This is a genomic window from Paenibacillus harenae DSM 16969 (assembly GCF_000422465.1).
In the GTDB taxonomy this organism is placed as follows: domain Bacteria; phylum Bacillota; class Bacilli; order Paenibacillales; family Paenibacillaceae; genus Pristimantibacillus; species Pristimantibacillus harenae.
The window spans coordinates 414,038-440,919 of record NZ_KE383844.1 but is presented as its reverse complement, the minus strand read 5'-3'; the positions used below and the strand labels follow the sequence as shown (position 1 = coordinate 440,919).

Genomic DNA, 26,882 nt, shown 5'->3' with positions numbered 1-26,882 from the left:
ATTATAATTATCGAAGGATCGAAGGAGAGTTTTATGCAAAATATAGAGCGACAAGCCCTGAAAAAAGGCGTGAAATTGGAGCGTTACGGTAAATGACAATTTTGCGGGTCAAATACTAATGGTGGAGTATTTGAATGTTTTGATGTTTTTAATGATATGGCAAGTAACTTTGCAGGTGAAAACGGTCTGTACCAATTTATATTTGCCGATGCGCATTGTTTGCAACATTCGGAGGTTCATGGGATATGGAACAACAATTTGCATCTCACCAGACAGTATTTAATACTTGATCAAAATATAGAATGGGAGTATTCGAAAACACCTCAGTTGAGCAATATTATGGATCTATACAAATTGTCACACCCGGATAACGTGATCCCTGCATTGCCCGTACAAGAAAGAGGGCATTTAACTGTTACGGACATAATAGGACTTAGGCAGAAAGAACTCGAATCAACAATATTAAAATGGGCAAATGATGTATACCAGTCATATGATCGATTCCATCCCATTGCAGAAGTTGTGGGGGATCTCTATATCAATAAATATGAATGGAAAAAACGGAGGAGCAAATGAATGTTATAAATATTGGATATGGTTCGACAAACTATTATGCGATCGACTACGAAAAAAAGTATCTTCTAATCGATACGGGCTTGCCTGGTACGCTTGGAAAGATGATGAGTCAATTACGAAAGTATGGAATCCCTTTGCATGATGTTCATTATTTAATTGTCACTCACTTTCATCCCGATCATTGTGGAATCGCACAAGAGATGCAATCCTTGGGCGTTGAAATAATCATCAGCAGATCGCAACTGGATTTCCTTGAATCCGCAAATGAATCTATGAAAAAGTTTCAAGATTTCAAAAAAATTGTAATTAACCCTCAAAACATAATCAACGAAAACGATAAACCGTCATTCACGGAGAGATTGGGTATTCCTGGTTATATCCTTCACACACCAGGTCACTCAGATGATTCCATCAGTATTGTTATCGAAAGATTAGGTATTTTTATAGGTGATTTGCCTTTCCAAAACAATATGAATATTGAGTCGAACGGGAAGGTGGATACTAGTTGGTCACAACTAAGAAGTACAAACGAAAAACATGTATTCCCAGGGCACGGTAATACCATAACGCTTTGAATTGATTTTTGATAAAGGCTGGTATCATGACCATTGATTCGGTGGTGAGTCCGCAGGAAATTTAGATTTTAGATTCTCCATGATCTCTTCAGGACTGGTTTTTCATCGGCTGATGTTTTTTACAAAAAAGTTACAACGAATCGGGAGAGGAATTATTTCCTTCACGTGGAAAGTGTAATATTGGAAAAGTTCAAGCGTCACGAATCTTTTTGAGAACTAAAGTCACTAACGGAGCTTGTCGAGCCCGGATCGAAGGAGACCTGCTTATGCCTATTCACCCCTATGGAGTACTGAAATGCAAAGCGATCGACCGTCGTTTAGGCACGAACCAGAACGCCCATTATCAGGTACACGTCAGCACAGATAACGAGGACTTTCGTATTGCGGTCAATGTCAAGTCACAGCTTCATCCGTCAGAGCTTTTGTATTGTACGATTGAACATTTTCAGCATGTCATGACTGCCGATTTGCCTGCTATGCCGTTTGGTTTTACACCGCTGGCAAGAAAGCCTGACGGCCAGGCGCTCGATTACATTCGCAGCAATCTGTTCGACCGAAAGGACATGGTGCCGCTTGCCTTCGACATACCGGGAAGAGACAACGATCTGAACGAGAAGCTAGACTTCTACATCAAGCGCGCGATGGAAACGGATGATGCCATTCTGTACGCATTCGGGGAACGATGGGGCCCGGAACACGGTAAGGGAGACAAAATTTTCGGATTCGAACCAGGCAACGGCATTCACAATATTCATATGAATCAAGGCAACAAAGGCAGGTTTACGAAAGACGACGGCGTCTACCAGGACGGAGGACTGCTCATTCATTTCCCGTCGGAAGACAGATGGATCGCCGTATTCCTAGCATTTCAGTCCCAATTGTGGCATACGGACGACCAATCGGGGCACGCGATCGGCGCCCAAGAGGAGGAACCTGTGCCCGATACCGGTGTCATACCGGATCCGGTGAAAGGCGGTATTCGAATCGCCGGAGCCGTTATACTGCCTGAAGGAGGAGCCGGTGAAACGGTCACGCTTCTGAATGCTTCCAACCGTGCTATCGACCTGACAGAGTGGGCCATCGCCAACAAGGCGAAACGAAGGTTTAAGCTACATGGCGTTATCCTGCCGGGACAGTTTATGTCGATCCCGGTAACCGATGGCGAATTCCTTCGGGACAGGGGCGATATTATCACCCTGCTCGATCAAAGCGGTTTGAAAGTGGACGGAGTCTCTTATACGAGGCATCAAGTAAGGCAAGGCTGGACGATCCTTTTTTAAGTACATGCAAATGAGTAGGTATAGCGAAAAAAGAAACAACCTTCAACGTAGGCCATCCCGTTAGGAATGGCCCATTTTTTTATGGACGAATATCGGACTTCTTTAAGATTTCAATGAGGCTAGTGAAGCTATTACCGGCGTATCCGTTCTCCATGCCGCGTCTGAAAACTTCCAGAACTGCAGTTGGCAAGGTGATGTCGATGCCGGCCTCTTGGGTCGTATGAACGACGTGCTCGACGCTCGCCAATCCCATGGCTAGTTTGTCCACGTCGCCGGGATATTCCCCCGCATTAATCCGCGGCGTGTAGAACTCGATGAACTTCGGCAGCGACGACATTGTATCGAAGGCGTATGGCAGAAACTGTTCAGCCGTAATACCGTTCGCTTGGGCTACTGCAGAGGCATGGAGGTAGCTGAGCATGGATGTCCAGAACATATCCATCCCTATCTGGTAGTACAGCGCTGCAAGTCCCGGGTCTTCGCCCCGATAGTCGGTTCCTGTCAGCACCTCGAGCGTTTCCTTGTGGACCTCGAACACCTCTTTCGGACCGCTGTAGTAAGTGGAGGACTCCGGTTTGCCGATGCCGGAAGGAGGAACCTGAACGCCGCCTGTGAGATGCCCGGCTCCACGGTTGGCCAGCCACTTCGCCGCCTCGCGCGCTTTCTTCGGAGTGTCCGAACTCAGGTTGACTAGGACCTTGCCGGACAGGCCCTCCGATGCAGGTTCGAGAATGGCATACATCGCATCGTAGTCCGTTAGGCTGAGGATGATAAGCTCATTGGCCTCCAACGCTTCGTAGATCGTGGACGCCTTGACGGCTCCTTTTGTTACGAGTTCGTCTGCTTTGCTTGATGTCCTGTTCCACACGGTCAGCTTATAGCCATGCTTAAGGAAAGCTGCCGCCATCGCCTGACCCATCGGACCAAGCCCGATGACCGTCACCGATTTGCTCTTCCCCACTGTATTCTCGGTTCCAACACCAATGTTCTCACTTCGGTTGCTGCTATTCAATGATAAAACTCCTTTCGGATGAGACTAAGCTCATTTTAGAGGATTACACTAGTGTCAATGTCAATATAAAATAAAAACGGCCCTGGAGCGATTCATTATGCTCCCGGGCCTTGACTGCGTTAGGTCATTTTTTTTTTACTCGTAAGTACAATTTGCCTCTCCAGTAGTCTCCTCAATCCATGAAGTGCTTCGATTTGACGATTCACCGTGCTTAATTTCTCTTCGTACGTTGCCATCATCTCCTCGCAATATTCATATTCGTCTGGATCTGCCACTTCACTCTTAAACAATGTCCCGATCTCCTCAATTGTTAATCCAAGCTTCAAGTATAATTGAATTGCCTTAACTCGTTCTACGGCAGATTCATTAAAATCCCGGTAATCGTTCTCCAGTCTTTCGGCAAGTAGAAGACCTTTATTATCATAATGCCGGATTGATCGTATGCTGACATTGGTCAATTTTGACAGTTCGCTTATTCTCACTCCTTAGAGCCTCCTTGCGTGTTATCATATATTTGATTATACCCCGCCAGCATTCTATTTTCATTTCGAACTCATAGAAGTCCATTTCTTTTGATCGATTAAATTTTGGAAGTTGTTGTGGGAAAGAAAGCAGTTGGAATTAAAAAGTTTTAATAGTGGAAGCGCCGGCACAGGGGGTATCGTTCTTTAGTGGAACGAGTGCCTCGATTTTGGTTTTCACGCCTATTGCAACATATCGGTATTATCACCCGTCTAGGATGATAAATTGCTTCTAGGAGATTAATATGAGAAAAATGCTAACTATCTGCTGCATCGTAGCAATATTGATGGTTACTGGGTGCGGAGGGGTGTCAAGAATGAATATGGCGACAACTCCAGCTCCAACAACCTTGACGTATACTACAAATGATGTGAACGAAAGAATGGTGCAGGCGAATAATAAATTCGGGCTGATGTTATATCAAGAGCTGCTGAAATCGGAAAAGCGCGATGGTAACAAGGTTATTTCGCCTTTGAGCATTCAGAACGCATTGGTCATGACTTATAACGGCGCGGACGCCGAGACCAAGAAGGCGATGGAAGATGTGCTGCGCATCAATGGGCTGACGCTCCAAGACATCAACATGGGAAACGAAGTGCTGAATTACGTGCTTGAACATGCGGATCCAAGCGTAGTGTTAAGCATCGCGAATTCACTGTGGGCTAAAGAAGGGAAAGAATTCCATAAAACATTCCTTGACAACAACCGCACTTATTACGACGCCGAAGTGACGTCGCTAGACCTGACCGCACCAGGAACACCGGATCAAATCAACAAATGGGTGAAGGAAAAAACGAATGGAAAGATCGAGAAGATCGTAGAAGGACCAATCGATCCATTGACGGTTCTGTTCCTGATAAACGCAATCTACTTCAATGGGGAATGGGCGCGTCCGTTCCAAGAAAACGCGACTACCGATGGCGAATTTGCCATTCCGGACGGGTCGACGATTCAAGTTCCCATGATGAGTCAATCAGGTGAGTTTGAGTATAAAGCAGGAGAAGGGTATCAGGCTGTTCGCATGCCTTACGGCAAAGGGACTATACGGATGGTGGTTTACTTGCCAACGGTGGATAGCCCCGGTCTCGGTAAAATGATGTCCGTATTGCTCTCGGATCCCGATCAATTGACTAAGGGGTTCCATTTAGAAGACGGACAACTCCGCGTGCCGCGATTTAAGTCGGAGTATTCCGTTTCATTGAACGATGCTTTAAAAGCTTTGGGCATGGAAATCGCTTTTGACCCGAAACGGGCAAACTTCGGAAACATGGCGCCGATTCCGCCAAATCTTTACATTAGTAATGTACAGCACAAGACATTTATCGAAGTTAATGAGCAAGGGACGGAAGCGGCTGCGGTTACATCAGTGGAAGTGAAAGCGGAGTCGGCTACTCAATCCTTCACCATGGACGTAAACAGGCCGTTCTTCTTCACGATCGAAGACGGTTCGACCGGTACAATGCTGTTCATGGGTTGCATTGAGAATCCGGGACAGGAATGAAAGGATTATAATCCATAAAATGATATTATCGAGTGAAGTTTATCATGTTGGATTTCGAGGGGGGATTCAATGAGTATTAATTACAGAAATGCAATTTCTAAAGATGAAGAGGAGTTATTTGATTTATCCGCTCAGCTTTCGACAAGTTTTAAGTTGAATAAAACAGATTTCTCACGAACCTTTCTTGAAGTTTTGAGTAACAAAAATGCAGACTTATTCGTTGCAGAGATTGAAACAGGTATTATTGGATATGTATTAGGTTTTCATCACTCCACTTTTTACGCAAATGGTTTAATCAGTTGGGTGGAGGAATTATTCGTCTTAGAAGATTATAGGGGAAAGAGTGTCGGAAAGAACCTTATGGTGCTTATTGAAGCAAAAGCAGTTGAGCGTGGTTCAAAGCTGGTTGCACTTGCTACAAGAAGAGCAAGCGATTTCTATAAAGCCATTGGATATGATGAATCCGCTGTATATTTCAAAAAATCTTTATCGAGAGCTGACTAAGATAACGGGTTACAATAGCTGAACAATCCCACGACGTCATCCGGAAAGAGAAGAGAGTCAGAGAGGGGAGAAGTAGTGAATCTAGAAAGACTTATGGCCATTACTATCTTGTTATTAAATCGGAAACGGGTGCAAGCGCAGGATTTGGCCGACCGATTGGAAGTGTCTTTGCGTACGATTTACCGCGATCTGGACCGATTGAATATGGCAGGCATCCCGATCGTTTCCTATACGGGCGGAGAAGGCGGTTTCGAAATCATGGAGAGCTTTCGCCTGGACAGGCAGATGCTATCGATGGATGATCTCACCGCGCTCACGACTGCCTTGCGTGGACTTCAATCATCAAAAGCGTATAACGGCGGGAAGCTTGACGTGTTATTGGAAAAAGTCGGTGCATTAGTGTCGAAAGCAGAGGGGAAGGGGCTCATTAAGACGGAATCCGTCATGATCGACCTACACCCTTGGCGAAAAAGTCACGCCGAAAAGTTAAAATACGATGCATTGAGCAAAGCCGTCGATGAATCCAAGGTGATTTTCTTTACCTATACAAACATGCAAGGAAATGAAACCGAGCGGCGGGTTGAACCGATGGGTCTCGTTTTGAAGGGGTATACCTGGTATTTGTACGGCTTCTGCTTACAACGCAACGATTTTCGCAACTTCAGACTATCGAGGATCCGCGGATTAACAGTGCTCCATGACAAGTTTGAGCGACGGGAAGTCTCTTTATCCGAATTGAACGAGCGATGGGGCCCAAAGCGTAATGATAACATGATCGATTTGGTTCTAAAATTCAATGGGGCTGCAAGAGTCCAAGTCGAGGATCATTTCGATGAGTCCGAAATCGAACGGCAGTCCGATGGGTCGTTTATCGTGCGTGTACATTATCCGGAAAACGACTGGTTGATTGGCTTTCTGCTTAGTTTTCGAACTGGGGTGTGCGTGCTGGAACCCACGAGGATCGCTTCTGCTGTAAAAAAAGCGGCGATAGAAATTAGCGAAATGTATCGGGATTGTTGACAGCCCGTTGTCAACAAGGATGGATTATCATTTGTTCAGGAACATGCTTCATGCCATGATCCGAACAATAGAGGAGGTAATCCGAATGAGTAAGATTGAACAACAACTTGAGGATATTAACTGCAACGATAACGTCGATATCAAGCCTTTCCGAATCCAGATTCCCCAGCAATCGATAGACGACTTACGAGAGCGCTTGGCACGCACCCGCTGGCCCGACGAACTAAGCGGCGTTGATTGGGACTATGGTGTACCTGTCCATTATCTTGCCGAACTCGCAGAATATTGGCGGTCCGGGTACGACTGGCGAAAGTATGAAGAAGAAATGAACCGATTCCCGCAATATATAACCACGATTGACGGACAACAAATACACTTCCTCCATGTGCGATCTCCTGAACCCGACGCCATGCCGCTGATTCTTACCCATGGTTGGCCGGGGTCAATTGTCGAATTCATGAATATTATCGGTCGGCTAACCGATCCAAAGGCGCATGGCGGTCGATCGGAAGACGCTTTTCATGTGGTCATCCCTTCGATTCCAGGCTTCGGGTTTTCCGGTCCGACGACGGTACCCGGCTGGAACACCAGTCGTGTAGCAATGGCATGGGCGGAACTGATGAGTCGATTGGGTTACGAACGCTTCGGCGCACAAGGCGGGGATACGGGGGCGATTATTTCTCCGAAACTTGGATCCATTGCACCGGATCGCGTTATCGGCATTCACTCCAACGGGTTGTCCGCTTTCCCTTTAGGAGATCCTTCGGAAAGCGTAGGTTTGACAGATGCGGAAATGGACCGATATAACAGGTTAACCTCTCAAGGCTTTGAAACGTCGGGCTATGCTATCATTCAAGCAACGCGTCCGCAGACGCTTTCGTATGGCCTCACGGATTCGCCAGTCGGGCAGTTAGCTTGGATTATCGAGAAATTTAAAGAATGGACCGATCCATCCTTTTCGCTCCCGGAAGATGCAGTAGATCGCGACCTACTGCTGACTAACGTGTCGTTATATTGGTTTACCGGGACTGCAGGGTCCTCGGCTCGCATCTACAAGGAAGATTCAGTGTCGTGGGGGGTACCAGGGCCGCGTTCTACCGTTCCGACAGGCGTTGCAGTATTCCCGAACGATTCTTCGATCCGCCGAATGGTCGAACGCGATCATCATGTCGTGCATTGGTCGGAATTTGACAGGGGTGGCCATTTCGCAGCGCTTGAAGCGCCGGACTTGTTGATTGAAGACATTCGAACTTTTTTTAACAAGCTGCGCTAATTTCATGCCAAACCAGTAAACGAAAGGGAGTATACAAAGCTGAATTCGTAACGACAAAAGCGGTTATTCCGTCAATGGTGGAACAGAAGGCAGGTCGAATCATATATATTTCCAGTAGCTTGTGGTCCGTCACCGTATATGATCGCGCATGGAACGGCAAAAGGAGGAATGGACAGCTTTTCTTCCTACATCGCTCAGGAGTTCGGCCCGCAAGGCGTTACGGCCAACGTGATAGCTCCTGGATTAGTGCGATGCAGACAGGCAAATGATTAGTAACTTTACGCCGTTGAGACGTATCGCGAATCCAGACGATGTGGCAGGGGTTGTTGCGTTTCTAGCAGGAGACGACTCGCGGTTTGTAACGGGCACATATCTTCCGGTTACCGGCGGTTTATAAATTTAAATCACAACTGTCAAAGCTGAAATAATGTCTGCTCTAAGTCCCAAAAGTGGCTTGAACTAACGGATACGATAGCATACAATACGAAAGGGCTGCCGCGTGGCAGCCCTTCACTATGCTATCCTGTAGTAGCTTAATAAATAAGTAAATACTAAAATCAAATTCGCGACAGTTCTTAAGATTTTTTTATAGGAATATTATTCTCCATACTAATTTTTTGAAAGATATTTTTCGTTTCATCAATCTCATTCTTTGTTAATACGAAAAAAAAGAAAGGACATTTCGAATTGTTGGTGTATATTTCAATAAATTTTTTGCTCATATTAATTTTCTTAATATTAGAATATTGCATTTTCATCCTACCTAAACAAAGTGATTTTTCATTAAATATAATATTTTTTTTAATTAAAAGGCGAATAAATGCATAAAGTAGTAAACAAATTATAATTAAATTCATGGATGAATTTAACCAAAGAGCTGTTGCGCCATAACCACTAACAGAAAATTCGAAGTCTCTCAACACGATCACTATTATGATTATTGGGAATATAATTACAAGATCCCTTAATGTTATGTAGTTTAGTTTATTTATATTATTCATTTTGAACTCCTTCAACAACCCGGTGGACCGCCTGCAGAAATAGGTATCAAGCTCTAGCTCTTCCCTCCCGAAATCGGATAGCTACAGTATAACAATCGGCCCCCCTATAAAAAGAGGTATTTTTTTCATATTTGAAGGGTTGAAAAATGGAACCTGCTTCGTTCAATATTTGTGGAGTATGCGTGCAGTAGAGATCAACTGCTACGGTAGCGTTAGTATTCCCAAGCGCAGAGTTCTTCTATATTGGAGATGGCTACTTCGGTGCTGGATGTGGGTGATATTTTTGAAATTGAGATTGTTGATAAATATAACCATCGTTCTAAGGAGGGACTTGTATTGGCGGAAATTCTGAAGTTATTTGGGAATCAGATCCAGTGTTTAGTTTAGCTGTAATACTCGTACTCGGTTCTGGTTGCCTGCATTCAATATGGAACCTTTATACTAAAAGAAGCATAAACAAAAATATTTTTCTTTGGTTTTGTCAACTTGTCGCAATTATTGTGTTTTTGCCGTGGACTATAGTTGAATGGGATGACAGCTTAACTATAACTGGTTGTTGGGCAATACTTGCATCCATGCTCCTGCACGGAATGTATATTAGATTACTCGCTGCTACATATTCGGTGGGTGACTTATCACAGGTTTATCCGATTATGAGAGGAACCAGCCCTTTATTAGTACCACTTTTAGGAGTGACTTTACTTAACGAAAAGTTAACTGCATTTGGATGGATAGGCGTAACCTGTATTGTCATAGGAATCGTGTTGTTAAGCAACATAAAACTCAAAAGAAATGATTCTGATTCATCAACATTAAAGGCGCCAGTGTTGGCGTTGGCAGTAGGGATATGCATAGCTAGTTACATTGTTGTTGATAAGGTTGCATTGAACTATGTTTCACCTGTAGTTTTAAACGAAGCAACAAATATAGGAAATTTACTAGCTCTTTCATGGGTAACTTTTAAATCCAAAGGCATGCGAAAGGAACTAAAAGTAAACTGGAAGATAATGTTGTTAGGCGGGATTATTGCACCTGCTGGTTATCTGTTGTTCTTATTTGCCTTATCGCTCGCACCTGTAGCTCAGCTCGCTCCTATGAGGGAAATAGGAACAGTATTTGGTACGATTATGGGAATAATTATTCTCCAAGAAAAACATGGTACAAGACGATTGCTTACATCAATTTTAATTACGCTGGGAGTTATCATCGTAGGAGTATGGGGGTAGGAACAAAACATCATTCATCGGGTAACTATAGCTCAACTATAGCTTCTTCCCATTATGGCAGGATTGAAAAGAATAGGGCAAGTCCATCCAATTCCGGATGGACTCTTTTCTTGCCGTTTCAGACAGCTCAGTGAACCGGATCATAAGAATATTATTTTGCAACAAGCAGCAGCGTCAGTACGAATGAACTGCCCTCTTCGGTACTTTCCTTCAACATAAGCTCGCCGCCTTGGGCTTGCGCGAGCAGCCTGCTAGCCTGCTGTACGTCGAGCCAAGACCGAGACCCCGTATGATCTGCTTCTTGCTTTCCCCGCGGAAAAAACGTTCGAAGATCAAGTCCTGCTCGGACAAAGGAATGCCGGAGCCGTTATCGGCGATAACGATTTCGGCGCAGCCGTCCTTCCATTCGCGGAGTACAATGCGGATGCGGAGCGGGCGGTCCGGGTGTTTGGCCTGTACGATGTTGTTGAGCAGATTAATGATAATTTGCTGAATGCGGAGCGGTCGCCTTCAATCTCTATGGGCTGTCTTGACAGCAAGAGCTCGGGCTCGCGGATATCTTCGTCCTGATGCAGCGTCCACTGATAGATGATTTCAGTCAGCAGCGCGGCTGCATCCAGATTCTGACGGTTTAATTGAACGAGTCCGGCGGCCAAGGCGTTGTAATCGAGCAGATCGGCAACCATTCTCTCCAGCCGACCGGTCTCTTGCAGGGCGATCCTGAGGAATTCGTCCGCATCCTCGTTCTGCACGACTTTTTCCTTGACCGCATGGACGAGCCCTTTCACCGAGGTGACGGGCGTTTTCAGCTCATGCATCAAGCCTGCCAGCATATAATTACGGGAATGCTCCAATTGTTCCAACCGTCCGGCCATCTCTTTGAACGATACGATCAGTTCGTTAAGCTCCCGCTCCTTCACCTTCTGCGGCAGTTGGACATCGTAGCGCCCATGGCTGATCTCGTAGGCGGCCGAAGCCTTGCTTGACGGGCTCGTGGACGGTTGATTTGAACGACGCGGCGGCAATGGTTGGCGAAGGAGTCGTCGATATGACGGCGCTTGATTCGGGCAACAGTCAGCGCGACGGCCATGTGAAGGAGCGCGACGATTTGCTCGCCGACGAGAAGTTCCCGCAGTCGGCGTACACGGCAAAGTCCATCACATCGGGATCGGACGAATATATAGAAAGGGCTTTTGCTGAAGCAGCAAAAGCTTTTTACTCTATTTTGAATGAATTCATCTTTTGAAAAGGAAAGTCAATAACCGCGCTTCCAAGCTTCGGTATATTGCCGGATTCTCCGCAGCCCCTCGGAAATCTCTTCCTCCGTCAGATTCCCGTAGCCTAGTACCACCTTGCCGGGGTGGTGTCCTTTCAACATCGCATAGTCGTCGAAGGCGTAGAGGCGGACGCCGAACACTTCGAGCCCGTGCCAATCGATCGGTCCGTACAGGTCTTGCCGAAAGGCAAGCTGGACGTGCATGCCGGCTTCGTCCCCGACAACTTCAACACATTCGCCAAATATGCGGCGGCATTGATCTGCCAGGAAGAGGCGCTTTCGCTTGTAGATAGCCCTCATCTTGTGGATATGCCTGTTGAAGTGGCCTTCCATAATGAAGCGTGCGAGAGCCGACTGCGTGATACCGGAAGTCGTCAGGTTCAATTCCGTCTTCGTCCGAACGACAAGCTCGATTAGGTTCTGAGGAACGATGAGGAAGCCGATCCGCAGCGCAGGCGACAACGTTTTGCTAAACGTGCCTGCATAAATCACTCGCGATGGAGCAAGGAGCTGCAGGGGTGGAACCGGTCCTCCTTTATGGCGGAACTCGCTATTATAGTCGTCTTCTATGATATAATGCCCGGCTGTTTCGGCCAGCGTGACGGCCTGCTGCCTCCGCTGAATAGAGAGAATGCTGCCCGTCGGGTATTGGTGAGAGGGCGTCAGGACGATCAATCCGCTAGGTGCAGACCGCTCGATTCGGCTTATATTCATCCCTTGATGATCGACCTCGATCGGGTTAATGTCATACTTGATTTTCCGAAAAATATCGGCGACAAACCCGATCGTCGGTTCTTCTACATATACGGTGCGGAATCGGTCCGAGAAGGCGGAGGCCAGCAACAAGAAGCCTTCGGAGATGCCCGACGTAATCACGATTTGATCGGTGCTGCAGCGAATGCCCTTCACCCGGTGCAAATAATCGGCGATTGCTTCCCGAAGTGCCGGCGTTCCTTGAACATCGCCGTAAGTAAATACGTTCGCAGGCTCCGAATCTGTGATTTCTCTCACGTATTTGCTCCAGAGCCTGCGCGGAAACCGAGACAGATCGGGTGTTCCCGCGTCAAAATCTATCAGCTTCGTGTTGTGCGCAACAGGGATAACGGGGGACGCCGACACTAGCAAAGACGGGGAATAGCTCGTCGCTTGAGACCGGACTTCGATGCCTCTGGCGATATACGTTCCGGAACCGGCTTTCGACGTCATATATCCTTCGGCAGTCAATTGCTCATAGACCTCAATCACGATGTTCCGCGCTATGCCAAGCTCTTGGGCGGCTCTGCGCGTCGGCGGCAGCTGAAGGCCGGGGGAGAGCGTTCCGCTCTCGATTTTTTCGCGCAAATAGCCGCATAACTGCTTCGTGACGGAACCTGCGCCTTCTACTGGACTAAATCCGAACAATCGATGTCTCTCCTTCGAATTGGTTCTTAATATTGGTTCATTTTTGGCTCTTATGATATCCAATCTCCTTCATTATACTGAACATGAAATCAAATTCAAAGGAGATGAAGGAATGATCAAACGAAAATTGGGAAGATCGGGGATCGAAGTCAGTGCGCTCGGAATCGGATGCTGGGCGATCGGCGGGCCGTGGTACGACGAGGAAACGGGCAAGCCGTTCGGATGGGGCGAGACCGACGACAGGGAATCCATTGCCGCTATCCACTGCGCACTCGATAACGGCATTAATTTGATCGATACCGCCGATAATTACGGTGCCGGACACAGTGAGAGAGTGATTGGACAAGCGCTGCAGGGGCGGCGTGATAAGGCGGTTCTGGCGACGAAGTTCGGGTACGTCACCAACGAAGAAACCAAAATGGCGGCAGGATATAATGCGAGCCGTACCTACATCAAGTCTGCTTGCGAAGCTTCGCTGCGCAGGCTTGGTACCGATTATATCGATCTCTATCAATTTCATTTGGGCGATTATCCGGAGCATCTGGCTCAGGAGGTTATGGATGCGCTTGAGGAATTAGTAACCGAGGGTAAAATTCGCTTCTTCGGCTGGTCCACCGATATGACTGACCGAGCCGAGCATTTCGCTCTGAGCAAGCATTGCGTGGCGATCCAGCATAATCTGAACGTCTTTCTCGATAATGCCGCAATGCTGGATGTTTGTGAACGCAACCGATTAGCGAGCATTAACCGCGGGCCGCTCGCGATGGGGCTGTTGACAGGGAAATATTCGGAAGTGGTACACGTGCACGATCCGAAGGATATCCGGCGTCGCGGCGACTTGGAGTGGCTAACGTATTTTAAAGACGGGGTTCCTTCGCAGGAGATGACGGACCAATTGCGGGCTATCCGGGAAGTGTTGACCTCAGGCGGACGGTCTCTGACCCAGGGGGCCCTTGCCTGGCTATGGGCTAGAAGCGATGTAACGATTCCCATCCCGGGCTTCCGAACCGTAAAGCATGTCACTGAGAACGCGAAGGCGATGTCATTCGGGCCTTTAACGGTTGCCGAGATGCGGCAGATCGGGCAGCTGCTGGCTGCGCAGGAGGAATTCCGGGACCGGATATAATACTGCTCTCACAATAAGTAAAGTACCCAGTTAGCGAGAAAATCGACACAAAGTTGCCGCCATTCAAACAGCCCTCATCATGTCTGCATGATAAGGGCTGTTTGACGCTTGCTTTTAATGCTAAGGGAGAAAGTTTGGTATGGATAAATGGATTAGATTCGATGAAATCTTATCAGATCCAAATGAATTTTCAAGGGCGGATTCTTTGGTTCCCCCGGAAGAAGTTCCACAGATTGCTCTTGATAACTAATCTGATTTAAGTGCTTAAGAATCCTGATGTATACGACGGGATTGCAGTAACGCTTCAAGTGTAACCGCTACGCCGTCATCGTCATTTGTCTCCGTTATTCGGGCGGCTTTAAACTTCAGTTCTTTAATAGCGTTCCCCATTGCCACCGGATACCCGCAAAGATCAAACAGCTCCATGTCATTGTAATCATCCCCGAAAACCATCACCTGATCCGGAGTAAGTCCTCTTCGGCTCAAAACTTGTCCCAATGCACCCGCCTTGGATACGGAAGAATTCATAATCTGAACCAGCCTGCCTCCATCTGTTAGAATTAACTTAACCCGGTGCGAGAAGCTGCTTTTCAACTCCATGTAAATATTTTGCACATTGGGAAACAGCAGCTTTGAAGGACATAGCTGGTTAATTTCTTCTCTGGACAGTACCGTAGGAACCGGAGCGTCTGAAGGCATGCCGAGAATATCAAAATGCTCCGAAGCCAAGGAACGATTACTAAACATGGCGTCCTGCGCTTCAAAGCAAACTAGATGCTCACCACTTCGGGCGGTAATGGCGTCATAAAGATCGGAGACAGTTTCATGGTCAATCAGCACATGATCCTCCGTTTGACATGAAGTGTCCACGGTATGGGCGCCATTGTAGTAAATCATGCAGCCTAATTGCAGAAGTGCTTCCGGCAGCAGCATCCGAACCGACCGTGAAGGCCTTGCTGTAGCAATAATGATTTGAATCCCGTTGTTGTGACAGTCCAATACAGCGTGAAGGTTTCGCCGGGAAACCTCACGATGGGTATTTAACAACGTTCCGTCTAAATCCAAAACAACAGCTAGTATATTGTTCACGACGCCTCCTATTGAAAATTTTATCAATAGTATCATAGGATAGCTTCATTTGTAAATCATTAGTAACTGAACATGAAGGAAAATCTTGACATTAAAGAGTAGCAGCTTTAATATGAGAAATATTCAATAAAACAATTGAATAGTTGAGGTGAGTTTGTGACGAACTTAGAGCGAATATGGAAAGATCAACTTTATCAGGAGTTTGCCCGCATTGGTAAGTGCCTATCTAGTCCGAAACGGTTGGAACTGATCGACTTGCTTGCTCAAGGCCCCAAATCTGTAGATCAACTTTCCAAGATTACCGGAATGAGTGTTGCAAATGTATCGCAGCACTTGCAAACGCTGCATGAATCAAGATTGGTTCGATTCAACAAGAAGGGTAACTATGTGATTTATGAAATCGCTGAACGATCTGTCGCTGATTTTATGGTGTCCTTACATCGACTTAGCGAAAAGCAGTTAGTGGAGGTTCAGCGATTAAAGACTGAAATTTTGCAACATCACGCAAGTATGGAACCGATAGCTTTAGAGGAGCTTATGGTACTGATGGAAAAAGGAGAAGTTTTATTGTTAGACGTTCGGCCAGAGGATGAATATATAATGGGCCATATTCCAGGTGCAATATCGATTCCTATTGAACAACTGGAGAAACATCTTGCGACTTTACCGGTTAATAAGGAAATTGTGGCGTATTGCCGAGGCCCTTATTGTCTAATGTCTGCTCGAGCGGTTGAAATTTTAAAAAGCATAGGCATAAAAGCGTCACGTATAGAAGAGGGTGTACACGAATGGAAGCGTTACGTAGAGCATTCCAATATTTCACCCAAGGAGATTCTTTAGTATGAAGTTTGAGAAAGGTGGTACTAAGCGATGACGCATGAATCCCGTAGTATAAAAGACAGCCATTTGCGAGGTTACGTCGATTCCCTTGATATGCGGCAAAAGCTGTATAAGCGTTCCTTGCTGATTGTGGTCATATCACAAATTTTCGGCGGTGCGGGGCTTGCAGCAGGCGTAACGGTCGGCGCACTCCTTGCACAAGATATGCTGGGAAAGGAAAGTTATGCAGGTGTTCCCGCCGCCTTGTTCACCCTTGGTTCTGCTGCGGCCGCTTTGCTTGTTGGACGTATTTCGCAACGTTACGGGCGGAGATTAGGGCTTGCCGTTGGGTTCTTGGCAGGTGGCATCGGTGCTATTGGGGTAATTTGGGCTGCAGTAAGCCATAGTATCGTCCTTCTGTTTGCATCGCTGCTTGTTTACGGTGCAGGCACCGCTACAAACCTGCAAGCACGTTATGCAGGAACTGATTTAGCTAAGCCAACCCAACGGGCAAAAGCGATAAGTATAGCAATGGTTTCGACTACCGTCGGTGCGGTTGCGGGTCCTAACTTGGTAGATGTTACGGGCCAATTTGCAATATCAATCGGTGTCCCGGCTCTTGCGGGTCCTTTTATTTTAGCTGCAGTGGCTTTCATCCTTGCAGGAATGGTATTTTTTATTTTTCTCCGGCCTGACCCATTCGTTGTCTCGAAAGCTATAACTAAAGCAAGCCAACCAGCAGATTCGCAAACGATGAGCTCAGATAAAATGAACACCAGAGGCTTAATTATAGGTGCAACCGTAATGATCTTAACTCAAATTGTGATGGTTGCAATTATGACAATGACGCCAATACACATGAAGCATCACGGGCATAGTTTGGGAGATGTAGGATTAGTGATTGGCATCCATGTCGGCGCGATGTATTTTCCTTCCCTCATTACAGGCGTTCTAGTTGATAAAATCGGTCGCCAAGCCATGTCAATAGCTTCGGGAGGTGTTCTGCTGACTGCTGGTATCGTCGCTGCTGCAGCGCCTGCAGATTCTATGCTGGTACTTATAATCGCTCTTGCATTGTTGGGACTTGGCTGGAACTTTGGCTTGATCAGTGGGACAGCCATTATCGTGGATGCCACAGATCCTGCAACTCGTGCAAAAACTCAAGGAACCATTGATGTGTTAATGGCGCTGGCCGGGGCATCGGGCGGAGCATTTTCCGGCATGGTTGTAGCTAATTCCAGTTACGCAACGCTGTCTCTTGTTGGAGGCGGTCTCGCACTTTTACTCATTCCGGTTGTGGTATGGTCCCGGAGTAAACATAAAGACAGTATCTCTTTGAACTAACGTCTACGATAGCAATGCCGAAGGGCTGCGCATGCCAGCCCTTCGTTACGAACGGCAGGATAGTAGCAGAAGCCTGCCGAATGATTAGAAAGGAATGGGCGTTGACGTAGTTCGAATTATTTCGGATAAGGCGGCTGAATTAATGAGCGAAGAACAGGTTTTTGAACAATTCAGAATGTGGAGAAGATGGACGATTGAATTAGTAGAGTCTCTGGACGATCGTCTTCTTGATGGTATTCCTGAGGGTTTCTCGAATAATATAAGGTGGAATATCGGGCACATCTTGGTTGGATGGGATCATGCAGTGTTTGCCAATCTTCAGAAGGAAAGGCATTTACCCCCTCGGTATCACTCCATGTTTCCTTCAGGCAGTATGCCATCATTTTGGGTTGAAACTCCTCCCTTGCTGATTGAACTTCGACATAGCTTATATAAACAACAAGATGACGTCATAGACGCAATACGAGGAAGATTGGAAGAAAGACTAATTGAACCGTTTTTCCATATGAACACTATCGGAGAGATCATACTATTTCAACTAAGCCATGAAGCATTTCATGCGGGAGTCATAACGAGTATAAGGCGTTGTTTGGCATGAATAAACGGATACGGAAGTTCAGATCCACCAATACTTTGTTAAATGAAGGAGACATGTTTCCCGAAACCATCCCGCTAATACTCCTGCATGCGTCATGTCTGACAGGTCATGGGGTGTGAATGGCGCGCGGAGTGCGGAGAAACTCGCACGCTCCGTGTGGGGCAAGGGAAAAGCCGGAGAGCACATCAAATGCTTACCTATTACTGACGATAGTGCAATAACAACAGGCTGCCGATATTTCGGCAGCCTGTTCAGATAATGGGTAATTAATGCAGGAAATATCTGATGACGTCTTAAGGAGCAGATTACAATGAATGGAGTCTGTCCCCAATGTTTAAAGATATTCAGTTCCTCCTTAGTACTCACAATCAATCTCTTAGAAATGGGAAGGACAGTAAAACCCGATTCAGACATTATAATTGATTTGATGGTTCACTACTTACATTGAATTGTCGTGCAGAACTGTGCATTGCTTGCTCAGTTTGGATTAAAATAGGGTAATGGACCCGTCGGCGAAAATAATGCCAAAACAACAAGGAGAAGATGATTATGTTTTCAGATTGGAAACAAGCTGAGAAAGCATTGAGGGATATTGAGGTCGTTGGTCATGAAAAAAATAAGCCTGTTTCCGTCATCGGTTTTGCAGAAGATTTGCGTTGCATCGGCATCGGAACGGATGCCGCGGTCTTTTACTACCCGGACACCCCTAATTACGCATATAAATTGTATTCCGCTCAGGCATTAGAGAAAAAGGAAGTGGAAGCAGGTATATACAAACGCTTAAAAGGATCGCAGTATTTCCCCCAATGTTATGGAGTCGGACCTAACTATTTGGTTTTAAGTTTTGAACAAGGAGTTACCTTATATGATTGTCTTCTACAAGGTATCCGTGTTCCAGAGAAAGTGATCCAAGACGTTGAGGAGGCCCGCGAGTTTGTCCGAAGTCAGGGGCTGAACCCAAGGGATATTCATTTAAAAAATGTTCTTTTGCAGGAGGGAAAAGGAAAAGTTCTTGATGTATCGGAATATATCAAGGAAGGAAACGATAGTCGATGGGAACATTTGGTATGGGCATACAAACATTTTTATCCTCTGATATGCGAGGTACAGGTACCTTTATGGATATTGGAAACCATAACGAACTGGTATAACCGGATTGATTCGGCAAGTTTTGGAATAGAAGACTTCTCTAAACGTGTGAGTCGGCTTTTCTTTAGGGAACGCAAATGAACTAGGACAAGATTACTATCTCAGACCCTTGATTAAATTCTGTTGACATTTTACATATTCGAGCCTTAATCCTCCCAAAAGAACAGCTCGAAAATGCGAAGAGTTGAACGTTGGCAGTGATAAGCAGCGCCTTTCAAACAAAGCTCCCACCAAAAAAAAAAATCACTCCGCTTCATACAAAATATGTTAATCTATTCTCGTATTTGTTTAAAGCCATTAACGAAATTGTATGAGGGAGCATACCAACTATGAATAGTGGAATAAAATGGAATCTGACCGAAAGTGAATTGTCTGCAATAACAGAGCACGCATTCGGCCAACCGGCGTCAGCCGTTAAGGAACTGACGGATGGCTGGGCGAACGCAGCCTACTCCGTTACGATAGAGGACGGCCGTACGTATATCGTGAAGGCGGCGCCGCTTTCGAATACGAAGATGATGACGTACGAACAGGGGCTTATGAACACCGAGGTGGAGGTGCTGCGTCTTGTGAGGCAGGATGGCTCCGTTCCTGTTCCGCTCGTTTATGCCTATGACGCTTCGGAATCGCTCGTGAATTGTGAGTACTTCATTATGGAGAAGCTGGAAGGCGAGCCTTACAATAAGGTGAAGGAGGGTCTGACTGAGGAGCAAAGGTCTCGAATTGAACGTCAGTTAGGCGTTTATAACCGTCGAATCAATGAAATTCGCGGAGAACGGTTCGGCATTTATGCGGTAGGCGGCATTGCTGGTCCTTCGTGGAAGGACACCTTTCATCGCATGCTGTTAAGCGTGCTTTCTGACGGCGAGAGTGCAGGGGTACAGCTGACTGCCGATTATGATACGATACGGCATGAAATCTCGCTCCGGCTCGATTCGCTTGATGAAGTAACAGAGCCCAGACTTGTGCATTGGGATTTGTGGGACGGAAATGTGTTTGTAAAGGACGGTACAATTACGGGGATAATCGATTTTGAACGGACATTATGGGGCGATCCGCTTATGGAGGTGTATTTTGGCCATTTCAATAACTCTCATTCGTTCCTTGAAGGCTACGGTATACAGGAACTGACGCCGGCGCAGCGCGACAGAAGAGCGCTCTACGATTTGTATTTGGATCTCATTCTTTATATAGAGTGTCCGTATCGGCTTTATACGGATAACAATCATTTGCAGTGGGCGCAACAAAATGCGGAGCGGGGATGGGTCAGGTTTATAGCTTCCCGCGGATAGTACTCGGTACTTACTTGTCGTTACGGCAGATCACCGATTGAGAAGAACACGATTCAACTTCGCTTCACGAGTCCGGAAGGAAAACAACAGCAATTGGTCGAATTCGTAAGGACCGAGGGATATGAAGAGCAGCCTTTGCATTGGACACATGTGACGGGGATGCAGAAGGTGACCTTTCTCTTCCTGTCGGGCTCGAATTTCGATTTTGGCTGGTTCCGATTTACATAGTAGGCTGGAGCCGTGCTGTATGGGAGGTTGTAACGTGTGAAGCTATCGGTATGTATCGATTCCGTGTTTCGCGAGCTAGGATTGGAAGACAGTCTTCGTAAGGTGAAGGAAGAGGGCTTTCGGGCCTTCGAGTTCTGGGGCTGGGAGAAGAAGGACTTAGGTCTGATGACAAAGCTGGCACAGGAACTGGATTTATCGCTCAGTGCCTTCTGTGTGAAGCAAGCGAATCTGACAGAACCCTCCGCACGTTCGGCTTATCTGGATGGATTAAAAGAAACGCTGGAGGTGGCGAAGCGACTGCAGTGCCGAACGCTCATCTTGACAGTGGGCAGTGAGCAAGCCGGTGTACCCCGGGAGGAGCAGCGGCGGAGCTTAGTAGAAGGACTCCGTGCGAGCCTTCCTCTGCTGGAGGGGACCGGTGTGACGCTGGCCGTAGAACCGCTGAATACCCTTATCGATCATCCCGGCTATTTTTTGTCCTACTCCCAGGAGGCTTGGGATATTCTGCAAGAAGTCCGTCATCCGCAAGTGCAAATGCTCTTCGATATTTACCATCAACAGATTACCGAAGGGCATGTGACGACGAATCTGCTCCGTATGCTGGAGCGGGTTGGGCATATTCATTCGGCAGGCAATCCGGGCCGAGGTGAGCTCGGTGAGGGAGAGCTTCATTACCCGTACATTTTTAGGCGGTTGACAGAAGCCGGGTATCAAGGGTATGTAGGCCTGGAGTATTTTACGGCAGGAGATCCGGTGGAAAGTTTGCGGCGAATGGCTGCTGCGTATAGTGAATGGCTGTAAGCCTGTGGGCCTGCTGTGGCGGCGGGCTTTTTTATGTGGCGAAAAGGAAAGTTTAGTGAGGTGACCCCTAGTTCCTCCTTTTTACGTCCGGCTTGGTTCATGGATAATTTTTCCGATCCGCTCTTTGGACTTCAAACCGGCCAACTTGCTACTGCTCTCGCTTTGCTCCGTGCACATTTCATTCTACATTACACAGCAGAGGACGGAAGTCCGATTCAAATTCAAGGTCACACATCTGAAGTAGTAAGAAAACAGCCGGACGGTAGCTGGCGGTACATCATCGATCACCCATTCGGTTCGGAGTTGTTAGAGCGAATGAACTGTGATACAAACGGCAAAGCATGAGTTGAGATTTTCACCCCCGAGTTCAATGTAATTATGCTATCGGGAACAAAAGAGGTAGTTATATTCGGCCGAATTATTGGAGGAGCAATCATAATCCATGAATAAAATACTTATCAAATTGGAGAATGTGGTAGTTTTCATTGTTTGTATTTTTGTGTATTATCGTTTCGATTTCAGTTGGTGGTTGTTTATCCTGTTGATACTTGCTCCTGACATATCAATGCTTGGGTATTTGAAAGGAAATGTAGTAGGTGCAAGAACTTACAATCTTTTTCACACGTATTTACTCAGTACGCTTGTCCTTTTATTTGGACTCGTTGTACATATGGACCTCGTAATAGAAATTGGGTTGATTTGGACGGCACATATCGGAATCGATCGTTTCATGGGGTATGGGTTGAAGTATGATTTCGGCTTTAAAGACACGCACATCAATCGGCTTTAGGCTGTTCAACTAACGGGTACGAAGTGGAGGACCATCCTTTTTTGGGAGGTAAGTTAATGTTGATTTCTATAAGAAACATAGTGCCGGATGATGTGGATATTTTTTGGGATTTAAGACTAGAAGCACTGCGAGATCATCCGGAAGCATTTTCTGCAGATTATGATGAATCAATTAATAAGACGCTAGAGTCGGTTGCAGCTAGAATCAGTGCTACTCAAGAGAATTTCATTTTAGGTGCTTTTACAGAAGATGATAAGATAATAGGGATGGTTGGATTCATTCGGGAACAGTCGAAGAAACTCAATCATAAGGGCAATCTATGGGGTACTTATGTTAAACCCAAATACAGAGGCCAGAATGTGGGAAGAAGGTTAATTGAAGAATTATTATCGAAAGCTACCCAAATTGACGGACTAAAAAAAGTGAATCTTGGAGTTATAACTGTTAATGAGAGCGCGAGAAGACTGTATAAATCTATGGGATTTATAGTATATGGTATTGAAAGGGAATCATTTAATTATAAAGAGAAGTTATATGATGAGGAATTAATGACTTATTTTTTGATTGTTAATTAAAGTTAAATATTGCGAACCGTATTTCAGGTAAGATAACGTCGCGATTCGGAACAGACTGCGGCAAGTGGCGGAACCCGACGAAAGTCGTGGACGCGCTGAACTTTTTGCACGATAGTTCAACCCCGGAAAGGCTGCCGAATGGTTCGACGCTATTTATGAAAACCCTTGCCAGCCATCTATCCATTAATCCCATTTATATCTGATATTATAAATATGAATTTCATTTATATTAGTACTCTTATTATAATTAGCTGTAATGGAGTTCATCATATTTTCTCTGACGGGAGAGTTGGCGCATGGGAAATCGTACTGATTTTTGGAACATGAATAGAGCGGAATTAAACAAGCATGATGTATCTCTTAAAGAAAGATATGCCGAGTATAAGAATCAGACAATGAAATTGGATATGTCCAGAGGGAAACCGTGTCCGGAACAGCTTGAACTTTCCAAAAGCATGCTTGATTTAGTCACATCCAAGGGATTGGACGGTTCGGATTTTCTTAATTACGGCGGTGTTGACGGGATATCCGAAGCTAAAGAGTTATTTTCCCAAATACTTGAAGTTCGTTCAAATGAAATCATAATCGGGGGCAACTCGAGTCTTGCTATGATGCATGATACCTTAAGCAGAGCAATGCTTCACGGTGTTTATGGCGGCGGGCTGCCGTGGGGGAAACAATCTGCCGTTAAGTTTTTATGCCCAAGTCCAGGTTACGACAGACATTTTGCGATATGTGAATTATTAAATATTGAGATGATTGCAGTGGATATGCTTCATGACGGACCGGATATGGATGCAGTTGAAAAGCTTGTCGACCAAGACGATACAATTAAAGGAATTTGGTGCGTTCCAAAATACAGCAACCCCGATGGAATCACTTATTCGGATCAGACGGTCGACCGGCTTGCCAATATGAAAACGAAGGCAAGAGATTTTAGAATTTTCTGGGATGATGCTTATACTGTACATCATATGACTGACAAACCCGATTATTTGAAAAATATCCTAAATGCATGTAAAGAGGCCGGAAATCCCGACCGTGTTTTTATATTTTGTTCGACTTCCAAGGTTACTTTTCCTGGAGCCGGTGTTGCTGCAATGGCAGCAAGCGTTGAAAACGTAACTGATATTCGGAAACAGATTGCTGTCCAGACAATTGGTCCCGATAAGATCAACCAGCTAAGGCATGTCCGATTTCTGAAAGATATGGATCATGTACGTAGACACATGGAAAAACATGCGGCTATTATTAAACCCAAATTTGAGATGGTCCTAAATAAATTAGAGTCAGAGCTGGGCGGGAAGAATATTGCAACCTGGAACAAACCAAATGGAGGATATTTCATTAGTCTGAATACATTGGACGGTTGCGCCAGGATCGTTGTGAAGATGGCCGCCGAAGCCGGTGTTACATTGACTGCGGCCGGAGCGACTTTTCCTTACGGCAAAGACCCGCTTGACCGTAATATACGCATAGCCCCTACCTTTCCCTCTTTGAAAGAACTGGAGAAATCAATCGAGGTATTATGTATTTGTATTCAATTGGCAAGTATTGATAAAATTCTAACGGAAAGATAGCTGCTTCAAGAGCGATGCCGTCCTACAGTGTAAAGCGCAATTAATAGATAAACGCCACGCAGACAGAACGAGAGATTCTGTTTGCACGGCGTTTATTATGTTGTACAATGAGTGCCAAACGGGGGACGGAAATAGTCTTTCGTAACCGCTTACACGATCTGCTTTTCAAAAAGAAACGAGGTGCAGCATGTCCTATTCCCTTCGCTTGAGGCTCATTATGTCAGGTGTTAGAGGATAGTGGATAGGCAGATCTAAGATGGCATTAATCGTAGGAGGAAGTCATTGTGGAAAATGAACAGAAGCTTGTACTGGATCTGGAAGGGGATCATGACCTTGGCCAGTACGTCAATCAAATTTCATACGGGACGATCGGCCCGGTTCGCCCGGAAGTCGAACAGGAGCGGCTGGGTCCGAATGTGCTCCGAATCCGATTAACCTTTCAATTGGAACAGCCTGTCCGGCAGGATGACTGGCGCCTTACGGTGGAGCCCGCGTTTACTCCAACCTTTCATTGGGCGCCGCATCTGACCCCGACGGACGATCATATTATCGACCAGCACAGCTTTCGTTCTCCCGCCCTCATTGTGCAGGATGAACAGCGTACGCTGATGCTGATGCCGGATCTGGACTTGATGCTGCAGGGTCAGGACGTCAGGTGGTATATGGATAATGATGCGGTGCGCAATGTGCTCACGCTCGGCATGAGTCAATATGAGGTGAAGGAGCATGTCCTGTACCGGAGGAAGCCGGGAGCGCAATATACGGCAGGCACAGTGGCTTTCGGCTTCTATTTGTTCACTTTCGATGAGCCTGAGGTGCTGCAAAATCCTTGGCGCCCCGTTCTTCAGCTGATGTGGGAGAAATGGGGCGGCCCGTTGTTTCAAGAAGGGGCACCGCTTCAGCTGCCGCTGATGAAGCTGGTGCAGTATACGTATCGCTGGGCTTTTGAAACGTGGGGTGAAAGCGTATGGCAGCAGTTTCGACTGGACGGCAAGGAAGTGGGCGCGGCTGCTTTTATCGTCAATTACACGCAGAGCCCGAATTACCCGGGACCCGTTAACGAGCGAGAGTTTCTCTCGATCTGGAACCAGGCGTGGTTCAGCTCGCTTCGTTCCGCGCATGGCGTATACCGGTACGGTTTGGAAACGAAGGATGAATCTATGCTCGAGAGGGCGAGGCTGACCAAGGAATTGGCGTTATCCGCTCCTCAGCGGGAGGGATTGTTCCCTGCGGTGATCGCAACCGAGATGGAGCAGGTCGAAGAGAACGGCTTGCTGCTTAATCGGTCGAAGGGCTGGGATACGGCCTATTGGGGCAACTCTAACCGGAACCCGGTGAAGCCTTGGCAAACCGTGAGATCGGCTCCTTATCATGTGCTTGATATGAGCTGGACGGCGCTGTGGATGGTGAAGTGGTATGAGGAATTGGAGCAGGACGAGAGGCTGCTTCAGTATGCCGTAGACTACGCGGATGCGCTGATCGGGCTGCAGGACGAGCGCGGTTATTTCCCGGCTTGGCTTGATTATGTGACGCTGCAGCCGCTGGACATCCTGCATGATTCGCCGGAAACGGCGTTATCGGTGACGCTGCTGCTGAAGCTTGCGGCGATTACGGGCCGGTTCGATTATGCGGACGCCGCCGTCAAGGCGGCGGATGTAACGGCGGGCGAGGTCGTTCCGGTTGGCCGTTGGGAGGATTTCGAAACCTACTGGTCCTGCTCGCCTTTCGGCAGCGCGGAGCATGTCGGGCACAAATTTATCCGAAATAATATGTACAAGCAATGCAATTTCTCAATCTATTGGTGTGCCGATGCTTTCCTCAGATGTTATCAATACACGGGCGAGAGCAGGTATCTGACCATTGGGGAGAGGTGCTTGGACGAACTGCTGATGACGCAGGCCTCCTGGCAGCCGCCTTATATTCATGTCAACGCGCTGGGCGGATTCGGCGTCATGAACAGCGACGGCGAGTGGAATGACGCGAGACAGAGCTTATTCGCGGAAATCATCCTCGAGTACGGCATCGTTCTGCAGCGGGAGGAATATATCGAAAGGGGATTGGCAGCTCTGCGCTGCGCATTCGTAATGATGTATTGTCCCGAGAACGAGCGGACGAAGGAGCAGTGGGAGAAGGTCTATCCCTTCTTCAACGAACAGGATTACGGCTTCATGATGGAGAACTACGGCCATTCGGGAGAGGTTGACGACAAGGGGCTCGGCATCGGCGAATTTACGATATTCGATTGGGGCAACGGCGCCGCGGCGGAGAGCTATTTGCGGATGAAAGCCCGCCACCGCGAGCTGCTCGGGCGGTACGGAATGTAG

The 26,882-nt window shown here is 46.7% G+C and carries 26 protein-coding genes and 3 pseudogenes; 23 read left to right on the top strand and 6 right to left on the bottom strand.

The genetic code is table 11. The annotated features are described in order from the left end of the window. Positions 1-111: 111 nt before the first annotated feature. From H581_RS39785 to H581_RS39115, 3 genes and pseudogenes are all read left to right on the top strand, one after another. Positions 112-576 (top strand): annotated as a pseudogene (locus H581_RS39785) (DUF5946 family protein); the annotation flags it as partial. Next, the gene (locus tag H581_RS0126055; protein WP_028612558.1) at positions 573-1,151 is read left to right on the top strand and encodes an MBL fold metallo-hydrolase; all 579 of its coding nucleotides are present in this window, start codon (positions 573-575) and stop codon (positions 1,149-1,151) included. The pseudogene H581_RS39785 and the gene H581_RS0126055, both read left to right, overlap by 4 nt. 266 nt (positions 1,152-1,417) lie before the next feature. Continuing rightward, positions 1,418-2,062 (top strand): annotated as a pseudogene (locus H581_RS39115) (DUF2278 family protein); the annotation flags it as partial. A 448-nt stretch (positions 2,063-2,510) separates the two neighbouring features. Here the strand turns inward: H581_RS39115 and H581_RS0126045 are convergent. Then, positions 2,511-3,443, bottom strand: a complete 933-nt coding sequence (locus tag H581_RS0126045) for an NAD(P)-dependent oxidoreductase (RefSeq protein WP_028612556.1) — start codon at positions 3,441-3,443, stop codon at positions 2,511-2,513. Between the two features lie 119 nt (positions 3,444-3,562). Beyond that, the gene (locus H581_RS0126040) at positions 3,563-3,925 is read right to left on the bottom strand and encodes a MerR family transcriptional regulator (protein WP_028612555.1); all 363 of its coding nucleotides are present in this window, start codon (positions 3,923-3,925) and stop codon (positions 3,563-3,565) included. 356 nt (positions 3,926-4,281) lie between these two features. Between H581_RS0126040 and H581_RS0126035 the strand changes: the two genes are divergently transcribed. The 7 genes from H581_RS0126035 (at position 4,282) to H581_RS0126005 (ending at position 10,490) form a co-directional block, all read left to right on the top strand. Further along, positions 4,282-5,466: a serpin family protein gene (locus tag H581_RS0126035; protein ID WP_051251381.1), complete on the top strand. Its 1,185-nt coding sequence runs from the start codon at positions 4,282-4,284 to the stop codon at positions 5,464-5,466. Between the two features lie 69 nt (positions 5,467-5,535). Next, the gene (locus H581_RS0126030) at positions 5,536-5,970 is read left to right on the top strand and encodes a GNAT family N-acetyltransferase (RefSeq protein ID WP_028612553.1); all 435 of its coding nucleotides are present in this window, start codon (positions 5,536-5,538) and stop codon (positions 5,968-5,970) included. A gap of 75 nt (positions 5,971-6,045) precedes the next feature. Further along, a complete protein-coding gene (locus tag H581_RS0126025; protein ID WP_028612552.1) occupies positions 6,046-6,990 on the top strand; it encodes a helix-turn-helix transcriptional regulator in 945 nt (314 codons plus the stop codon). An 85-nt stretch (positions 6,991-7,075) separates the two neighbouring features. Beyond that, positions 7,076-8,263, top strand: a complete 1,188-nt coding sequence (locus H581_RS0126020; RefSeq protein WP_051251380.1) for an epoxide hydrolase family protein — start codon at positions 7,076-7,078, stop codon at positions 8,261-8,263. A 138-nt stretch (positions 8,264-8,401) separates the two neighbouring features. Further along, positions 8,402-8,536, top strand: coding sequence for an SDR family oxidoreductase (locus H581_RS39110; protein ID WP_342663453.1), 135 nt, complete (start codon positions 8,402-8,404; stop codon positions 8,534-8,536). Next, positions 8,529-8,660, top strand: a complete 132-nt coding sequence (locus H581_RS39105) for an SDR family oxidoreductase (RefSeq protein WP_245600155.1) — start codon at positions 8,529-8,531, stop codon at positions 8,658-8,660. Before H581_RS39110 ends, H581_RS39105 begins: the two co-directional genes overlap by 8 nt. 978 nt (positions 8,661-9,638) lie before the next feature. Then, positions 9,639-10,490, top strand: coding sequence for a DMT family transporter (locus H581_RS0126005; RefSeq protein WP_028612549.1), 852 nt, complete (start codon positions 9,639-9,641; stop codon positions 10,488-10,490). Positions 10,491-10,700: 210 nt separating this feature from the next. Here H581_RS0126005 and H581_RS39780 read toward each other — a convergent pair whose 3' ends face one another. Next, positions 10,701-10,952 (bottom strand): ATP-binding protein, encoded by a 252-nt coding sequence (locus tag H581_RS39780; RefSeq protein ID WP_425414655.1) that lies wholly within the window; start codon positions 10,950-10,952, stop codon positions 10,701-10,703. 203 nt (positions 10,953-11,155) lie between these two features. Further along, positions 11,156-11,323: pseudogene (locus H581_RS39775) on the bottom strand (histidine kinase dimerization/phospho-acceptor domain-containing protein); the annotation flags it as partial. A 149-nt stretch (positions 11,324-11,472) separates the two neighbouring features. Between H581_RS39775 and H581_RS35435 the strand changes: the two are divergent. Continuing rightward, entirely contained in the window at positions 11,473-11,736 is a 264-nt protein-coding gene (locus tag H581_RS35435) for a YceI family protein (RefSeq protein ID WP_028612547.1), read from the top strand. 9 nt (positions 11,737-11,745) lie between these two features. Here the strand turns inward: H581_RS35435 and pdxR are convergent, their stop codons facing one another. Continuing rightward, positions 11,746-13,167, bottom strand: a complete 1,422-nt coding sequence (pdxR, locus tag H581_RS0125990) for a MocR-like pyridoxine biosynthesis transcription factor PdxR (protein WP_028612546.1) — start codon at positions 13,165-13,167, stop codon at positions 11,746-11,748. A gap of 112 nt (positions 13,168-13,279) precedes the next feature. Here pdxR and H581_RS0125985 point away from each other — a divergent pair, with 112 nt between their 5' ends. Continuing rightward, positions 13,280-14,293 (top strand): aldo/keto reductase, encoded by a 1,014-nt coding sequence (locus H581_RS0125985; RefSeq protein WP_028612545.1) that lies wholly within the window; start codon positions 13,280-13,282, stop codon positions 14,291-14,293. A 264-nt stretch (positions 14,294-14,557) separates the two neighbouring features. On the opposite strand, the gene H581_RS0125975 is transcribed toward H581_RS0125985, so the two are convergent. Next, positions 14,558-15,382 carry an HAD family hydrolase gene (locus H581_RS0125975; protein ID WP_169507545.1) on the bottom strand — a complete coding sequence of 275 codons (825 nt, stop codon included), beginning with the start codon at positions 15,380-15,382 and terminating at the stop codon, positions 14,558-14,560. A gap of 156 nt (positions 15,383-15,538) precedes the next feature. Here H581_RS0125975 and H581_RS0125970 point away from each other — a divergent pair, with 156 nt between their 5' ends. From H581_RS0125970 to H581_RS0125915, 11 genes are all read left to right on the top strand, one after another. Next, entirely contained in the window at positions 15,539-16,222 is a 684-nt protein-coding gene (locus H581_RS0125970; protein ID WP_028612543.1) for an ArsR/SmtB family transcription factor, read from the top strand. 30 nt (positions 16,223-16,252) lie between these two features. Beyond that, entirely contained in the window at positions 16,253-17,545 is a 1,293-nt protein-coding gene (locus H581_RS0125965; protein ID WP_028612542.1) for an MFS transporter, read from the top strand. A 142-nt stretch (positions 17,546-17,687) separates the two neighbouring features. Next, positions 17,688-18,143 (top strand): DinB family protein, encoded by a 456-nt coding sequence (locus tag H581_RS0125960; RefSeq protein WP_028612541.1) that lies wholly within the window; start codon positions 17,688-17,690, stop codon positions 18,141-18,143. Between the two features lie 549 nt (positions 18,144-18,692). After that, the gene (locus H581_RS0125955; RefSeq protein ID WP_028612540.1) at positions 18,693-19,373 is read left to right on the top strand and encodes a protein kinase family protein; all 681 of its coding nucleotides are present in this window, start codon (positions 18,693-18,695) and stop codon (positions 19,371-19,373) included. A 248-nt stretch (positions 19,374-19,621) separates the two neighbouring features. Next, the gene (locus tag H581_RS35430; protein ID WP_051251378.1) at positions 19,622-20,584 is read left to right on the top strand and encodes a phosphotransferase family protein; all 963 of its coding nucleotides are present in this window, start codon (positions 19,622-19,624) and stop codon (positions 20,582-20,584) included. Positions 20,585-20,848: 264 nt separating this feature from the next. Continuing rightward, on the top strand, positions 20,849-21,613 hold the full coding sequence (locus H581_RS0125940; RefSeq protein WP_028612539.1) for a hydroxypyruvate isomerase family protein: 765 nt from the start codon (positions 20,849-20,851) through the stop codon (positions 21,611-21,613). 33 nt (positions 21,614-21,646) lie between these two features. Beyond that, positions 21,647-21,958 (top strand): YybH family protein, encoded by a 312-nt coding sequence (locus H581_RS36710; RefSeq protein ID WP_028612538.1) that lies wholly within the window; start codon positions 21,647-21,649, stop codon positions 21,956-21,958. Between the two features lie 97 nt (positions 21,959-22,055). Next, the gene (locus H581_RS0125930; protein WP_028612537.1) at positions 22,056-22,403 is read left to right on the top strand and encodes a DUF4260 domain-containing protein; all 348 of its coding nucleotides are present in this window, start codon (positions 22,056-22,058) and stop codon (positions 22,401-22,403) included. A 56-nt stretch (positions 22,404-22,459) separates the two neighbouring features. Then, positions 22,460-22,978, top strand: coding sequence for a GNAT family N-acetyltransferase (locus H581_RS0125925; protein ID WP_051251377.1), 519 nt, complete (start codon positions 22,460-22,462; stop codon positions 22,976-22,978). 296 nt (positions 22,979-23,274) lie between these two features. Then, positions 23,275-24,558: an aspartate aminotransferase type Ic gene (locus H581_RS0125920; protein WP_028612535.1), complete on the top strand. Its 1,284-nt coding sequence runs from the start codon at positions 23,275-23,277 to the stop codon at positions 24,556-24,558. A gap of 284 nt (positions 24,559-24,842) precedes the next feature. Continuing rightward, on the top strand, positions 24,843-26,882 hold the full coding sequence (locus tag H581_RS0125915) for a hypothetical protein (protein WP_156889694.1): 2,040 nt from the start codon (positions 24,843-24,845) through the stop codon (positions 26,880-26,882).

Coding starts and splice junctions, on each gene's coding strand:
- H581_RS0126030 (WP_028612553.1), top strand. CDS start 5,536: ATGAGTATTAATTACAGAAATGCAATTTCTAAAGATGAAGAGGAGTTA.
- H581_RS0125965 (WP_028612542.1), top strand. CDS start 16,253: ATGACGCATGAATCCCGTAGTATAAAAGACAGCCATTTGCGAGGTTAC.
- H581_RS39110 (WP_342663453.1), top strand. CDS start 8,402: ATGATCGCGCATGGAACGGCAAAAGGAGGAATGGACAGCTTTTCTTCC.
- H581_RS0125920 (WP_028612535.1), top strand. CDS start 23,275: ATGGGAAATCGTACTGATTTTTGGAACATGAATAGAGCGGAATTAAAC.
- H581_RS39105 (WP_245600155.1), top strand. CDS start 8,529: ATGATTAGTAACTTTACGCCGTTGAGACGTATCGCGAATCCAGACGAT.
- H581_RS0126020 (WP_051251380.1), top strand. CDS start 7,076: ATGAGTAAGATTGAACAACAACTTGAGGATATTAACTGCAACGATAAC.
- H581_RS0125930 (WP_028612537.1), top strand. CDS start 22,056: ATGAATAAAATACTTATCAAATTGGAGAATGTGGTAGTTTTCATTGTT.
- H581_RS0126035 (WP_051251381.1), top strand. CDS start 4,282: ATGAATATGGCGACAACTCCAGCTCCAACAACCTTGACGTATACTACA.
- H581_RS36710 (WP_028612538.1), top strand. CDS start 21,647: ATGTGGCGAAAAGGAAAGTTTAGTGAGGTGACCCCTAGTTCCTCCTTT.
- H581_RS0125925 (WP_051251377.1), top strand. CDS start 22,460: ATGTTGATTTCTATAAGAAACATAGTGCCGGATGATGTGGATATTTTT.
- H581_RS0125985 (WP_028612545.1), top strand. CDS start 13,280: ATGATCAAACGAAAATTGGGAAGATCGGGGATCGAAGTCAGTGCGCTC.
- H581_RS35430 (WP_051251378.1), top strand. CDS start 19,622: ATGAATAGTGGAATAAAATGGAATCTGACCGAAAGTGAATTGTCTGCA.
- H581_RS0125955 (WP_028612540.1), top strand. CDS start 18,693: ATGTTTTCAGATTGGAAACAAGCTGAGAAAGCATTGAGGGATATTGAG.
- H581_RS0126055 (WP_028612558.1), top strand. CDS start 573: ATGAATGTTATAAATATTGGATATGGTTCGACAAACTATTATGCGATC.
- H581_RS0125960 (WP_028612541.1), top strand. CDS start 17,688: ATGAGCGAAGAACAGGTTTTTGAACAATTCAGAATGTGGAGAAGATGG.